13 protein-coding genes are annotated in these 13,669 nt (G+C 62.0%); all 13 read right to left on the bottom strand.

Annotation, left to right across the window (positions count from 1 at the left end; translation table 11 throughout):
* Nucleotides 1-3: 3 nt before the first annotated feature.
* A complete protein-coding gene (locus VAE54_RS06620) occupies nucleotides 4-915 on the bottom strand; it encodes a PD-(D/E)XK nuclease family protein (protein WP_322801158.1) in 912 nt (303 codons plus the stop codon).
* A gap of 173 nt (nucleotides 916-1,088) precedes the next feature.
* Nucleotides 1,089-1,823, bottom strand: coding sequence for a F0F1 ATP synthase subunit B (gene atpF / locus VAE54_RS06625; RefSeq protein WP_322801159.1), 735 nt, complete (start codon nucleotides 1,821-1,823; stop codon nucleotides 1,089-1,091).
* Nucleotides 1,824-1,855: 32 nt separating this feature from the next.
* Entirely contained in the window at nucleotides 1,856-2,116 is a 261-nt protein-coding gene (atpE, locus tag VAE54_RS06630) for an ATP synthase F0 subunit C (protein ID WP_322801160.1), read from the bottom strand.
* Nucleotides 2,117-2,198: 82 nt separating this feature from the next.
* Nucleotides 2,199-3,473, bottom strand: coding sequence for a F0F1 ATP synthase subunit A (atpB, locus tag VAE54_RS06635; protein WP_322801161.1), 1,275 nt, complete (start codon nucleotides 3,471-3,473; stop codon nucleotides 2,199-2,201).
* A 20-nt stretch (nucleotides 3,474-3,493) separates the two neighbouring features.
* Nucleotides 3,494-3,802, bottom strand: a complete 309-nt coding sequence (locus VAE54_RS06640) for an AtpZ/AtpI family protein (protein WP_322801162.1) — start codon at nucleotides 3,800-3,802, stop codon at nucleotides 3,494-3,496.
* Between the two features lie 164 nt (nucleotides 3,803-3,966).
* A complete protein-coding gene (locus VAE54_RS06645; RefSeq protein WP_322801163.1) occupies nucleotides 3,967-5,418 on the bottom strand; it encodes an NADH-quinone oxidoreductase subunit N in 1,452 nt (483 codons plus the stop codon).
* Nucleotides 5,419-5,433: 15 nt separating this feature from the next.
* The gene (locus tag VAE54_RS06650; protein ID WP_322801164.1) at nucleotides 5,434-6,993 is read right to left on the bottom strand and encodes an NADH-quinone oxidoreductase subunit M; all 1,560 of its coding nucleotides are present in this window, start codon (nucleotides 6,991-6,993) and stop codon (nucleotides 5,434-5,436) included.
* A 79-nt stretch (nucleotides 6,994-7,072) separates the two neighbouring features.
* Nucleotides 7,073-8,617, bottom strand: coding sequence for an NADH-quinone oxidoreductase subunit M (locus tag VAE54_RS06655; RefSeq protein ID WP_322801165.1), 1,545 nt, complete (start codon nucleotides 8,615-8,617; stop codon nucleotides 7,073-7,075).
* 102 nt (nucleotides 8,618-8,719) lie between these two features.
* The gene (gene nuoL / locus VAE54_RS06660) at nucleotides 8,720-10,864 is read right to left on the bottom strand and encodes an NADH-quinone oxidoreductase subunit L (RefSeq protein ID WP_322801166.1); all 2,145 of its coding nucleotides are present in this window, start codon (nucleotides 10,862-10,864) and stop codon (nucleotides 8,720-8,722) included.
* Nucleotides 10,865-10,883: 19 nt separating this feature from the next.
* A complete protein-coding gene (nuoK, locus tag VAE54_RS06665) occupies nucleotides 10,884-11,192 on the bottom strand; it encodes an NADH-quinone oxidoreductase subunit NuoK (protein WP_322801167.1) in 309 nt (102 codons plus the stop codon).
* Nucleotides 11,193-11,241: 49 nt separating this feature from the next.
* A complete protein-coding gene (locus tag VAE54_RS06670) occupies nucleotides 11,242-11,742 on the bottom strand; it encodes an NADH-quinone oxidoreductase subunit J (RefSeq protein WP_322801168.1) in 501 nt (166 codons plus the stop codon).
* A 38-nt stretch (nucleotides 11,743-11,780) separates the two neighbouring features.
* On the bottom strand, nucleotides 11,781-12,998 hold the full coding sequence (gene nuoH, locus VAE54_RS06675; protein ID WP_322801169.1) for an NADH-quinone oxidoreductase subunit NuoH: 1,218 nt from the start codon (nucleotides 12,996-12,998) through the stop codon (nucleotides 11,781-11,783).
* Nucleotides 12,999-13,155: 157 nt separating this feature from the next.
* Nucleotides 13,156-13,512 (bottom strand): NADH-quinone oxidoreductase subunit A, encoded by a 357-nt coding sequence (locus tag VAE54_RS06680; protein ID WP_322801170.1) that lies wholly within the window; start codon nucleotides 13,510-13,512, stop codon nucleotides 13,156-13,158.
* Nucleotides 13,513-13,669 lie beyond the last annotated feature (157 nt).

Here is a 13,669-nt window from a genome sequence, read left to right on the forward strand (position 1 = left end):
GATCTAAAGCTTAAAAGAACGGGTTCCGTGAGGTGCCGATTCGGAGGGCACATCTTCCGGATATGTGTAGACCTCCATACCCATCCGCTGGGCCAGGTCCTGAGCGCGGGGATCCATCATCGGAGAGATGAGGATCCGACGCGCCACCGGGATACCCGTATGGCGGGTGTAAAACTCGATCTTACGCTGGAAGATCGCCACATCTCCCCGGCTCACTGAGGAGCGGATCTCGATGAGGATCGCCTCTCCATCCCGGATGACCCCATCAATCTCCACTTGATCCGGCCGGCCGAAGACATAGCCCTCAGGATCCATGGCCAGGAACCGCTCGACCTTCCATCCAGCCTCCCGCAGCAGCGCGGCCATCCCGTCCCGGAAGGCCGCCTCGCTGCTCAATCCCCATCGGGCGCCCAGGGCTCCGATGGTCGCGCTCAGCCGCTGGATCTCGCGGGAGTGACGCTCCAGGGTTTCCAGCATCCGCTGAATGATCCGGGAATGCTCCTCCAGACGGCGCGAGTGCTCCTCCATCCGCTCCATCAGCATCCGGATGACTGCCGAATGCTCCTCCAGACGGCGCGAATGCTCCTCCATCCGCTCCGTCAACATCCGGATGGCCGCCGAATGCCCCTCCCCTTGCTCTGTCAGCCTTCGGATGACGGCGGAATGCTCCTGGGTGGTCTGGACCAGCGCCTGCACGGTTTGTGTGAGCTGGAGCAAGGCTTGCTCCTGGGCGCTCAGCCGCCTTTCCATTTCCTCCCGGAACGCCCGGATCTCGGCACGGATCTCTTCCCATGGCCGCAGCGTTTCCTCCAGCACCTCCCGAAGGATCTGGCGCAGGGCCGGGTCCTCCTTCAGCCATTGGGGCAAGGCCTCCCGGATCGCGGACAGCATCCCCTGGGCGTTCATCTGGTTCATCCCTCCGCAAACGCATCGCCTTTATTGTAATTCGACTGGCGATGTTCAGAACAGCGGCTGGAGCGGACAGCGCGCCCCATGTCCTTCTAAAGCAAAGGGGCTGTAGAGCATCCGGGCCCATGCTCCACAGCCCCTGCAAGTCCGATAGCCGACCGAAAAATGGAGATCAACCCTCAGCCCATCAGGGCCGCCCGCAGCCCTTCCATCCTGGCTCGAACGCTGCCGTCGACCACGCGATCCCCCACCCGGACGACCAGCCCACCCAGGATCGTGGGATCCACCCGGAAGATCACATCGCCGGTAAGATCCAGGCGGTCGGAGAGCGCCCTGCGGATATTCTGTTTCTCCTCCTCCTGCAATGGGATGGCGCTGACCACCTCCACCCGATCTCCCTTCAGGCCGCGAAGCTCCTCCAGAACCTGAGGGGGGATCGCTGTGAAAAACTCATGAATCAGGCGCCGGTGGCGAGATTCATCCAGCGCGTCGCTCACAACCCGATGGGCAGCAGCCAGGGCGAGGGCTGAGATCTGCGTCCGAAGCTCGCCAAGGATCCGCTCCCGTTCCCGCTCCGCCTCCTCCCGGGCGACCTCGAGAATGCGCTGGGCCTCGGCCCGCGCCTCCGAGAGGATCTGAGCGCGCTGTTGCTCGGCCTGGCGGACTGCCTCAGCGACGATCCGCTGACGCTCGGCCAGCGCTTCCTCCAAGATGCGCTGGCGCTCCGCCTGTATGCTTGCCCGAAGTTGCTCTGCCGCCTTCGCATCCTCAAGCCCTTTCTCGATCAGCGCCCGCCGCTCCTCCAGGGCCTTGAGCACCCGGGGGAAAACCAGGCGGGACAGGAGGAACCAGATCACCAGAAAATTGAGGATCTGGGCGACCAGATAGATCGGGTTGATCCCAAGAGCCTCCAACGCTGTCCTCCTGGATCAATAGGGTGAAAATCTCAAACCACGAACTTCAGCAGCAGAGCCACGACCAGGGCATAGATCGCGACGGCCTCGGCGAAAGCGATGGCCAAAATCATGTTGAGCTGAATCTGAGGCGTGGCCTCGGGATTACGCCCGATGGCCTGCAGCGCCCCGCTGGCCAGAATCCCAATGCCGATCCCCGGGCCGATCGCTCCCAGGCCGATCGCCAGACCGGCTCCCAGAACGCTCAAGGTTTGCGGCGACAGGATCTCCTGTGCCAGAATCAAACCCAGCATCTCTCGTCCTCCTTCCCAAGAGGTTTTATTAGAATCCGGAGCGCGCCGTCCTCGGACGCGCCAGGCCCGGATTGTTCACAACTCAGTGATGCCCTTCCGAATGCTCCTCCCCATGCCCTGCAGTGGCCAGGGCGATGAAGACCATCGTGAGCATCATAAAGATAAAAGCCTGGATCAGCCCCACGAAGATCTCCAGGCCATAGAAGACCGCCGGAATCAGCAAAGGGAGCAGAAAGATCATGATCCCGAGCAGCACATGCCCGGCAAAGATGTTCCCAAATAATCGGAAGGAGAAGGACACAATCTTCGCCACTTCGCTGATAAGCTCCAGGAGGCTCACGAAGAATTCAATGATCCCCATGAAACCCCGCCGGATGGCTTTCACGTTAAAGAACTTCCAGAAGTAGCCCGGACCCAGAGCTCGCACGCCCCATACCTGCACCATGAAGACGGCCACGAGGGCAAGGCCGATGGTGAAGTTGAGATCGGTGCTCAGGGCGCGGAGATAGGGGACCAGAACGAAGCCCTCCGCTTTCGCCTCATGAGGCTCCCCACCTTCCTTCCCATGGCCATCCGCCGCTGCCGGCTCCGCGGTCAGGAGGGTGAAGGGCCCCCAATGGATCACCGCATAGCCCCCTTCATGGCCATGCGCCGGCTCCACCTTCCCAATAGAATCGAAGCCGGGGATCAGACCCATCCAGTTCGCTGTGAGCACCATCAGAAAGATTGTGGCCACCAGAGGGAAGACATGGCGCGCCCGGGGGCCCAGGACCACTTTGGCCAAGTTCTCATACAGAGCCTCAATGAGGAACTCGAAGAGATTGACCAGGATCCCCAGCCCTCGAACGGGAGGTGGAAGCGGCCCGGCCCGTCGGGCTGCCAGGACGCCCAGCCCCAGAACGACCAGATCCACCAGGACCATCGCGACCATGGTATTGGTGAGCGGCGCACCGAAGAGCACGGGCCCCGTCAGAGGCTCTGGCTTCACCAGGATCACCGGGAGAACGGCCTTCAGAGGTTTCCCACCGATGGGGAGACCCTGCCCCAGGGTCCCGAAGAACAGCGAGATCCCCAACACAAAGCCCAGAATAAGAGGCGCCACAACCAGCAACTGGAAATAACGGATCACCCGCGTATCCCGCAGGCCCCAAAGGACCAGCGCGATCACCAGCGCATCCGCGAGAAGGATCCCCACCCAACCTGTCGCGGAGGACAGGAAGGTTACACCTGCCCCTCGCAGGAGATCCCTCAAACCGCCCAGCAACCAGAAAGCCGCCTGCCCCCCTACCCCGCATGAGAGCAAGGCGATGAGTCCGAGCAGCACATAAGGGCCCATTCGTCGGATCAATTTGCCCATTGCCGCGATCCCACCTCCTCTCAAGATGATGGCTCTTCAAACGTGCTGGAGGATTCCGATCCCGGTTGCTCTGGCTTTCGGGGCCGCTCGATGCGAAACTGGGCGGCTGCGGTCATCGCCGTGCGGACCATCACCACCAACCCCAGAGCCGCGCCTACGATCATGCACGCGGCGGTAAACACCGGCCGGGTCCCCAAACGGAGATCCAGCCAGAGCCCGCAGAGCATCGCCCCCACCACCGCCACCACGGGGATAAAACCGATCTGAGAAAGCACCCCCGCCAGCGCCAGATTCCAGACCCGGATCCACCCACGCCTCGATGTTTTCATTATTCACCCTTCATCTGTCCCTCTTATCACAAAAAGCCGCTTTCCTAATGATACCCGCCCCTCGGCGTTTCTGACAAGGGCCAGCCTGGAAGATCCACGCTTCCCTCTATCTGAAACAGCTTCTTTTCCGATCCCGGATTCAAGCTCAACGGAAAGGCCGAAGTCTAAAAAGCCTGAGCCGCCATTTGGGCCAGCTGATAAAGCGGATACACCATAACGGTTAATAACAGCACCCCTGCCACAGTGAACCACAGCGTGAGTCGGGCGGGGCGGGAGATCCAGACAGGCTTCTCCTCCTCCGGCGAACGGTCCACATACATGGCTCGGGCCACCATGATGTAGTAATAAAACGCAACCATCGCGTTGAGTACGCCGGCGATAGCCAGCCAGACCAGACCGCTCTCGATCGCCGCGGCGAAGACGAACAGCTTGGCGAAGAAACCCACCAACGGTGGAATTCCCCCAAGCGAAAGGAGAGCGGCCAGCATGGCCAGGGCCAGCCCCGGCGCCCGCCGGGACAGTCCCGCCAGGTCCCGGATCTCCTCGCTTCCGGTGACGTTGGTCATGATCACCGCGACCGCGAAGGCCGCGATGTTCGTCAAGGTGTAGATTCCCAGGTAAAAGATCGAGGCGGCGACCCCCAGGGGGCTGGCCGCGGCAACCCCGATCAAGATGTATCCAGCCTGGGCGATGCTCGAATACGCCAGCAGCCGCTTGAGGTTCCGCTGCGGGATGGCCAGGAGATTCCCCACGGTCATCGTGACAAAGGCGAGGGCGGCCATGATCGCCACCCAGTTCCCCTGCGCAGTGGGGAATGCCTCGATCATCGCCCGGATCAGGACCGCGAAACCCGCCGCCTTGGAGGCTACGGAGATGAAAGCGGTCACCGGCGTTGGCGCCCCTTCATACACATCGGGGGTCCAGAAATGGAAGGGCACGGCAGAGACCTTAAAGCCGAAACCCACCAGAACCAGCAGGAGAGCCGCCATCACCGCCGGGGTAGGCAGCCCGGCCAGGGCCTGGGCGATGCGAGCATAGGAGATTTCGCCGGTAAAACCGTAAATCAACGCCAGGCCGTAAAGCATAATCGTGGAACTGAAGACGCCGAACAGGAAATACTTCAACCCAGCCTCCGCCGATCGGGGCGTGTCTCGCAGATATCCCGCCAGCAAATAAAGGGCAATCCCCACCGTCTCCAGGGCCAGATACAGGGTCACCAGATTGACCGCCGCCCCCATCAACCCCATCCCGAGGACCGAGATGAGCAGGAGGGTGTAATACTCGCCGCTCTGGCGAAGCGGGCGGAAATCCATTGAGATGGCCACAGTGAGGATCCCTGCAAGCAGGAAGATGATCCGAAACAACATCGCCGCCAGATCAGCCCGCACCGAGCCCCCCAAGGCCTCATAAGGGGCTGCGATCCCAATCGTGAGTTGGGCCGCCTGGACTGCGGTCACCACCAGGGCCGCCGCCAGCCCGCCGATGGCCCAGTAGCCCAGCTCCCGCTTCCGCCCCTCCGGCATCCAGGCGTCCACGGCCATCATGAGGGCGGCCGCCAGCACCAGCACGATCTCCGGCAGGACCGACCACAGATGCGCCCACCAGGATAACTCCATTGTCGATTCCTCCCCTTAGCGGATGGAAGCGACCATCGCGCCCTGCAACAGCGTCGCAATGGGCTCCACGCCGGTCTGAATCAAATCCGTCATCACTCGAGGAAACACGCCGATCAGAACAAACCACACCGCCAGGATGATGATGGCGACTTTATCCAGGGCGGTGATATCTCCCACTTGAGGATAGCGTTCCCGATTCAGCTCCCCGAAGAACGTCGACTGAAGCGCCCGCAGGATGTAGGCGGCGGAGAGGGCGATGCTGGGCGCTGCCAGGATGGCCACCCAGGGATACCACCAGGCCATGTCCCGGGCCGCCCAGATCCCCGCGAAGACCTGGAACTCGGCCACGAAGCCGGAGAAGCCGGGCATCCCCATCGCCACCAGCCCCCCCAGGATGAAACCCAGGGTGGCCATCGGCATCGCCCGGGCGAAACCGCCCAGGTGGGCCAGGTAACGGGTGTGCGCCCGATCGTAAACCATCCCCACCGTTGCGAACAGGATCGCCGCCATCACTCCATGGGAGAACATCTGAAGGACTGCTCCTGTCATCCCGGTCACGTTCATCGCCGCAAACCCAATGATCACGAAGGCCATGTGGCCGATACTGGAGAAAGCGATCACGTATTTGAGGTCCTCCTGCACTAAGGAGATCGCAGCAGAATACAGAGCGGCGACCACAGCCAGAAAGACCACCACCGGCAGCCAGTAGACCGCTCCCCCAGGCATCAGCTCGATCCCCACTCGCAGTGCGCTGTAGGCACCGACCTTCATCACCACCCCGGCCAGGAACATGGAGCCCGCCGTTGGCGCCGCCGAGTGGCCATCCGGCACCCAGTTGTGGAACGGCCACAGGCCTGCCGTCACCGCGAAGCCCAGGAAAACCGGCAGGAACCAGAGATAATCAAAGCGCACCGTCTGGCCGAACACCTCCACTGTCCGAGCGAAAGCGCCCCGGGCAGCCAGCTCTCGAAGCACATCCATATCGAAGGTGCGGACGGGGGAGACGAAATAGAGGGCCAGCGCGCCCACCAGGGCGATGATGGAGCCCACCAGGGTGTAGAGCACCAGCTTCATCGCCGCGTATTCTTTGCGGGTGGAGCCCCAGATGGCAATCAGGAAATATTTAGGGAAAATGGCGATCTCATAAAAGAAGAACAGCAACACCAGGTTCCGCGCCACGAAGACCCCCATGATGCCACTGGCCAGAAGCAGCATGAAGGCGAACAGCTCATGGGGGCGATCCTCAATATTCCAGGACACCAGCACGCCCGTCAAGAGCACGAGGGCCGAGAGCAACACCAGGGGAAGGCTCACCCCATCCACACCCACGTAATAATGGATGCCGAGCTGGGGAAGCCACGACATCCGCTCCACGAACTGATATCCCCCGGCCGTCCGGTCGTAAGCCAGGAATGCCCAGAGGGCCAGCAACAGCGTGAAGCCGGAGACCGTCGCCGCGAAGACCCGCGCCGCTTCTTTCTGATGGCGCGGGATCAGCAGCAGGATCAAGGCCCCCACGAGGGGCGTAAAGACAATGAAGCTGAGAATAGGAAGAGCCACCGCCGAGATCACCATTCCTCACGCTCCAGAGATGAGAGTCGATCGTTCCAGCCAAACTAGGGAAGATCGAATGCACAACCCTGTCGGATCCCAGCTACCCCAGCAACCCCCGCAACGCCGCGTCCAGGGTGGGCACGATCCAGGCGGGCCACAGGCCGGTGAGCAGCATGAACACCATCAAAGGAGCCACGGCCAGGATCTCCCGCGCGCTCATCTCCGGCAGGCGAGCCCACTGCGGGTTCAACGGCCCATGGAGCACCTTCTGAATGGCCTTCATGATAAACGCCCCGGTGATCAGCAGCCCGAGCATGGCCAGGGCCGTCAGGGCAGTGAACACCGGCCAGGCCCCCTGCACCACCATATACTCCGCCACGAACCCGGCCAGCCCCGGCAGACCTACCGAAGCCATCGCACAGTAAAGCAAGATCCCCCCGTATACCGGCATCCGCGTCCAGAGCCCGCCGTAGGCCTCCAGGTCTCGGGTATGGGTCCGATCATAAACCACCCCCACCAGCGCGAACATCGCCGCCGAGGAGAGACCATGGGCAAACAACTGCAGGGCCGCCCCGTTCACGGCGATCCGGGCATGATCGCGGATCGCCGGGTTCCCCAGCGCATAGCCCGCTACGGCGATCCCCAGGACGACGAACCCCATATGGTTCACCGAGGAGTAAGCCACGAGCCGCTTGAAGTCCCGCTGGCCCAGCGCGGCATAGGCGCCGAAAATGATGGCGGCTGTCGCCAGAAGGGCGAGGGCGAGGGCGAAGCGGGCGGATTCCGCCGGGAAGAGCGGGAAAACAATGCGCAGGAAACCATAGGCCCCCAGTTTTAACAGGATCCCCGCCAGGATCATAGAACCTGCTGTCGGGGCCTCCGTGTGTGCATCCGGCAACCAGGTGTGGAAAGGCCACACCGGGACCTTAATGGCGAAAGCGATGACGAAAGCCCAGAAGACAATCGCCTTCACCACCTCCATCGGAACCCCCGCCAGGGCCCCCTGGAGGGCCGGCCAGCGCCGGCTGATCTCGAGCAAATCGAAAGTGCCCCCCTGCGTGCCTCCCAGGGCAGCCCAGATCAACTGGATGCCCAGCAAGAGGCCCAGGGACCCGGCCATGGTGTAAAGAATGAACTTCAGCGCAGCGTAATGCCGCCGCTCCGGCGCCCCCCAGTTGTTGATCAGGAAATACATCGGCACCAGCCCCAGCTCCCAGAACAAGAAGAACAACAGGAGGTCCAGGCTGACGAAGACCCCCAGGATCCCGGTCTCCAGGGCCAGAAAGAGCGCGAAGTAGGTTCGCGGATCTTCCGTGATGTGAAAGGAGATCAGGACTCCCAGCGGGGTGAGCAGGGCCGTCAGGAAGATCAGCATGACGCTCAGCCCATCCACCCCCACGTAATAGCTGGCGTTCACCTGGGGGAACCACACCGCGCGCTCCACGAACTGGAAGCCGGGCTGGCGGAGGTCGAAGTTCAGCCAGAGCCAGGCAGAGAGGATAAGGGGAATCAGACTGAACAAGAGGGCCAGCCCCCGATGCAGACGAACACTATCCCGCGGGGTCAGGGCGATAATCCCCGCGCCCAGCAACGGGAGAAATGTGATCAGGGTCAGGATCGGGATCGTATGCCCGAAAAGCACCATCGCTCGCTTCCCTCACCGTGAGGACTCAGGGTAGAGACATCGCATGGTGGCCCATCCGGAAACCAGGGCAATGCGATGAGCAACCTGGGCGCCTTCTCCCAATCAGAACCCCCGCAACATGGGCGCCACCGTGTAGAGAACAATGAAGCCCAGGACGCCCAGGACCACCACCAGCAGATAGTTCTGGACCAGACCGGTCTGCAGGGTTCGCAGTTCCCGGCCAGCAGCCTTCACGGCCTCTCCAATTTCATCGCCGATGCCATTGACCACCACCCGATCGAAGAGGCGCAGGGCACTCCCCATCGACCAGACCGCATCGGCGATCCCATGGAGAAGCCCATCGATGACCACGCGATCCATGAAGAAGGCCACCGCGCGCTCCGCCAGCCACAACGTTGGGCGGACGAACAGAACCTGATAGAGGTCATCGATATACCAGCGGTTCTTCAGGAAGGTATAAAGCGGACCCAGGCGGATCAGGGGATCCGGCTCGCCGGCGGCCAGGGGGCGACGGGCGTAAACCGCCCAGCCCAGGAGGAGCCCGGTCAACGCGATGAGGGAGGAAATCACCACGGGCACCGGGTTAAAGGGCAATGCCTCTGGATGCTCCAGCAAGGTTCCCCCGACGAACTCGTGGAACCAGTTGCCGCCGGTCAGCGTCGCCAAGCCTGGAAATCCCTCCGGCACTCCTACGAAACCGCCAAAGACCGCGAAAAACGCCAGGAAAACAAGAGGGAAGATCATCGATCCGGGGCTCTCCTCCGCATGGGCGGCCGCAGGCGTGCGGGGCTCACCGAGAAACGTCAGGGCGATCTGACGCATCGTGTAAAAGCCGGTGAGAACGGCCGCCGCCGCCAGCAGCAGGAAAACCAGCAACGGCAACAGCTCTCCCTTCTCGAAAGCCCCGTGGAACGCCTCTCCCAGGATCTCATCCTTGCTCCAGAAGCCCGCGGTGATCAGGGGGAAGCCCGCCAAAGCCAGCCCGCCCGCCACAAAGGTCCAGAAGGTCACCGGCATGCGCCGGGCCAGACCACCCATATTGAACATGTCGTTAGGATCAAAGGCCTCCTGATGGCCATGGCTATGGGCGGCGTGATGGTGCCCATGCTCTACCGCGTGGATCACGGAGCCGGACCCCAGGAAGAGCAACGCCTTGAAGAAGGCATGGGTGATCAGGTGGAAGGCCGCGGCCACGTAAGCGCCGATACCCACCGCCGCCAGCATGTAGCCCAGCTGGGAGATCGTCGAATACGCCAGCACCCGTTTGATGTCATTCTGGGCTACCCCCATGGTGGCCGCCATAAAGGCCGTGAAGGCGCCGATTAACGCCACCACCCAGAAGGCGATCGCCCCGCCCAGACCATGCTGGCCCGCCTGGAGCAGAGGGAACATCCGGATGGTGGTATAGACGCCCGCCGAAACCATCGTGGCGGCATGGATCATCGCGCTGACCGGGGTGGGGCCTTCCATCGCATCGGGCAGCCAGACATGGAGCGGGAACTGGGCGCTCTTCCCCACCGTCCCGGCGAACAGCAACAGCGAGGCCAGAGCGGCTACCGAGAGGCCAGCCACATAGGAGGGCGTCTCCGCCAGCGTCTTCAGGGTCTCCGGGTTCCGCAGGATATCGTGGAAGTTCAGGGTTCCGGTCTGGGCGTAGAGATAGGCGATGCCCAGGAGCATCAGCACATCGCCCACCCGAGTGGTCATGAACGCCTTCACGGCGGCGCGATAGGCCGACGGCTTTCGATACCAGAAACCGATGAGGGCATACGAGCAAAAGCCCATCACCTCCCAGCCGATGAACAGCATCAGGAGGTTGTCGGCCACTACCAGGAGCAACATCGCCGCCTCGAAGAGGGAGAGAAGCGCAAAGAAGCGGCTGTAGTGGGGATCCCCCGCCATATACCCCACGCTGTAGATGAAAATCATCAGCGAGACCAGGGGGACCATGAACAGCATCACGGCGCCCAGCGGATCCACCAGCACCCCGAACTCCAGGGGGCGGGGCCCAACCGGTAGCCATGGAACCCGAATAGCGATCGGATGCTCCCCCAGATGCTCCGTGCGGATAGCGATCCAGAACACGATCTGGGAGAGCACAAAGGAGATCGCCACCGAGAGAATGGCGAGGGTATGGCTGAGGCGCTTCCAGCGGTTTGTAAACAGCGAGATCAGGCCGAAGGCGATAAAGGGCGGCCATGGGATCAGGGCCACCAGCAACGGCAGGAGCGTTCCATGGATCTCCATCCGTCTCCACCTCGAAGGGTTAGCCTTTCAGGAGATCGATGTTCTCCACATCGACGGTTTCGCGATTGCGATAAATGCTGATGATGAGCGCCAGGCCTGCGGCCGCCTCCGCCGCTGCAACGACCAGCACGAAAAGAGCGAAAACCTGTCCGGTGGTCGCGGTGGGATGGAGATAGCGCCAGAACGCCACCAGGCTCAGATTCACCGCATTCAACATCAGCTCGATCGCCATCAGGATGGCGATCGCGTTGCGTCGGGCCAGCACCCCATAGACGCCAATGCAAAACAGCGCAGCGGCCACCAGCAGATACCAGGAAAGCGGAACCATCTGGAGCCTCCGAATGGACACAGAATCTCATGGTTGATCAGGCCAGGCCTCAACGCCTCTCCCGGGCGATGAAGATCGCCCCGATCAGCGCCGCCAGGATCATCACCGAAGCCAGCTCAAAGGGCAGTGCGAATTGATTCGGGTCCACCAGGGAGCGGCCCAGAGCCTCAATGGTGTCGGCGGGGATCCCCTGGATCGTCTGCGGCCAGGGGAACCCGGCGATGACCGGAGCCAGGAGGACAAAAAAGAGCCCGGCGATCACGGCGGCCGCCAGGCTCTGATTATTCAGGGGGGGACCCGGGTTGCGGACCATCCCCCGCGTGAGCATCACGGCGAAAATGATGAGAATAGAGATCGCCCCAATGTAGATAAGAACCTGAACGCCGGCCAGGAATTCCGCTTCCAGCAGGACAAATAAACCCGCCACCCCAACCAGGGAGAGAATCAGATAGAGAACCGCATGGAAAAGGTGCCGGCTGAGGACGGTGAGCAACCCGGCCCCCAGGGTCAGGATGGCGAACAGGGCGAAAACGGCCTGAATCAGGGTCATTGTCCGCGCGCTCCTTCATGATATGGGAATGGACCGTATTAATGGGCCGCCGCTGCTTCCAGCGCCTCCCCTTCCTCCCCTTCGGAGGCCAGAGCCATCGCGGCCATCCGCGCCCGATGCCCCAGATAGCCCGGAAGGGCCAGGGCGCCGATCAGCATCGCCATGTTAAAGGCGAACATCCCCGCCGCCCAGAGCCCGCTGGTGGCCCCAGCCGCCCGCAGGCCTTTATCCACCAGAGCCACCCCGATCAGATTGAGGATCATCAGGGGGGTCAGGAACTTCCAGTTCAGATTCAGCATCTGATCGATCCGAATGCGCGGAAGCGTCGCCCGCAGCCAGAAGAACAGGAAGATCCCCAGGCTCATCTTGATCAGCATCCACAGATACGGCGGCAGCCAGGGCCCGCGCCACCCGCCCAGGAAGAGAACGGCAAAGAGCGCGGAGACCACCAGCGCGTGGACGAACTCCCCCAGGAAGACCAGAGCGAACTTCATACCGCTGTATTCGATATGGAAGCCCGCCACGATCTCCGATTCCGCTTCCAGCAGATCGAAAGGCGTTCGCCCGACCTCCGCCACCCCGGACATTAGGAAAACCAGGGCGGCCAGGGGGAGGACAAACAGATAAGGGACATCCTGGGCGAGCACAATGCCTAAGGTGGACATGGTGCCGGCGACCATCACCACGATGACGACGCTGAGGACGGAGGGGATCTCATAGCTGATCAGCTGAGCCACTGCCCGGAAGGCCCCCAGCAGCGCGTATTTATTGTTGCTGCCCCATCCGGCCATGAGCACCCCCACCAGGGCCCCCGCCCCCACCGCCAGGGCGTAAAGGACCCCGATGTTGAGATCCGCTCCGATCACCCCGGGCCCAAAGGGGATCACCACCAGCGGCGCCAGGGCACACGTGGCAATGATCAGCGGCGCCAGGTTATAGACCCAGCGATCCGCCCCCGCCGGCATCGTGTCTTCTTTCGTGAGCAGCTTGATCCCATCCGCTACCGGCTGCAGAATCCCATAGGGACCCGCCACATTGGGGCCCAGACGGTCCTGAAAACGGGCAACGATCTTGCGTTCCACGTAAGTTAAAATGGCGAACCCGATCAGGCCGAAGTTGGCCAGAAGAAAAGCCTTGATCAGCCCCATCGTCAGGCGGATCGCCCACTCCGGGAGCCCCCAGCTTTGAAGCAGGCCGCGGAGCCAGGCCCCCAAATACGGAAGCAAGTTATAGATGAAATCGTAAATCTGCCCCATATTCGACCTCACCGAGGAAATGAACCGCTCGATCTCCCAGCGCGCGCTTGAAAATTCAACAGGACCCCGGAGAAAAGGGGACACCCCATGGTATGGGAGGGCTTGCTCCCATTTTGGGGCGGATGAGCGCGCCGAAGGCACGCCCGCCTCCCCATCATTACACCCATTCCAGCGCACCCTTGCGCCACGCGTAAAGCAGCCCTCCCAGGAGGAGAAGCAGGAACAGGGCCATCTCGATGACCGCATACAGACCCAGTTGATTATAGGCGACCGCCCAGGGGAAGAGGAAAACCGCCTCCACATCGAACAGCACGAAGATGAGGGCGAAAATATAGTATTGGGCGCGGAACTGAACCCAGGTGTCCCCTACGGTTTGAACGCCACACTCGTAGGCTTCCAGCTTGAGAGGATTGGGTTTCTTCGGGCGCAGCAACCACCAGAGGAGCAATGTCACCCCCAGCAGGGCGAAGGACATCAGAAGATACAGGCCGACCACGGCATACCCATGAAGCACGGCCCGCCTCCTTTGTGGCAGGTGTCACAAACACGGAGTGATTATATCATGCGCTGAAGTGAAGATCAAGACGGCCGGATAAATAGGATAGGGGGCGATGTCGCCTTCCCGAGATGAACCATGAAGATCTGGATGGTGGATCCCCGGCTGACAGCCG

This window comes from Thermoflexus sp. (assembly GCF_034432235.1).
Classification (GTDB): domain Bacteria; phylum Chloroflexota; class Anaerolineae; order Thermoflexales; family Thermoflexaceae; genus Thermoflexus.

What these genes read in the sequence shown, in the direction of transcription:
- atpE (WP_322801160.1), bottom strand. Translation starts at nt 2,116, where the DNA reads ATGCTGGGTTTGATTCTGGCACAGGAGATCCTGTCGCCGCAAACCTTG.
- nuoK (WP_322801167.1), bottom strand. Translation starts at nt 11,192, where the DNA reads ATGGTTCCGCTTTCCTGGTATCTGCTGGTGGCCGCTGCGCTGTTTTGC.
- VAE54_RS06645 (WP_322801163.1), bottom strand. Translation starts at nt 5,418, where the DNA reads ATGGAGTTATCCTGGTGGGCGCATCTGTGGTCGGTCCTGCCGGAGATC.
- atpB (WP_322801161.1), bottom strand. Translation starts at nt 3,473, where the DNA reads ATGGGCAAATTGATCCGACGAATGGGCCCTTATGTGCTGCTCGGACTC.
- VAE54_RS06640 (WP_322801162.1), bottom strand. Translation starts at nt 3,802, where the DNA reads ATGAAAACATCGAGGCGTGGGTGGATCCGGGTCTGGAATCTGGCGCTG.
- nuoH (WP_322801169.1), bottom strand. Translation starts at nt 12,998, where the DNA reads ATGGGGCAGATTTACGATTTCATCTATAACTTGCTTCCGTATTTGGGG.
- nuoL (WP_322801166.1), bottom strand. Translation starts at nt 10,864, where the DNA reads ATGGAGATCCATGGAACGCTCCTGCCGTTGCTGGTGGCCCTGATCCCA.
- VAE54_RS06650 (WP_322801164.1), bottom strand. Translation starts at nt 6,993, where the DNA reads ATGGTGATCTCGGCGGTGGCTCTTCCTATTCTCAGCTTCATTGTCTTT.
- VAE54_RS06670 (WP_322801168.1), bottom strand. Translation starts at nt 11,742, where the DNA reads ATGACCCTGATTCAGGCCGTTTTCGCCCTGTTCGCCATCCTGACCCTG.
- VAE54_RS06620 (WP_322801158.1), bottom strand. Translation starts at nt 915, where the DNA reads ATGAACCAGATGAACGCCCAGGGGATGCTGTCCGCGATCCGGGAGGCC.
- VAE54_RS06655 (WP_322801165.1), bottom strand. Translation starts at nt 8,617, where the DNA reads ATGGTGCTTTTCGGGCATACGATCCCGATCCTGACCCTGATCACATTT.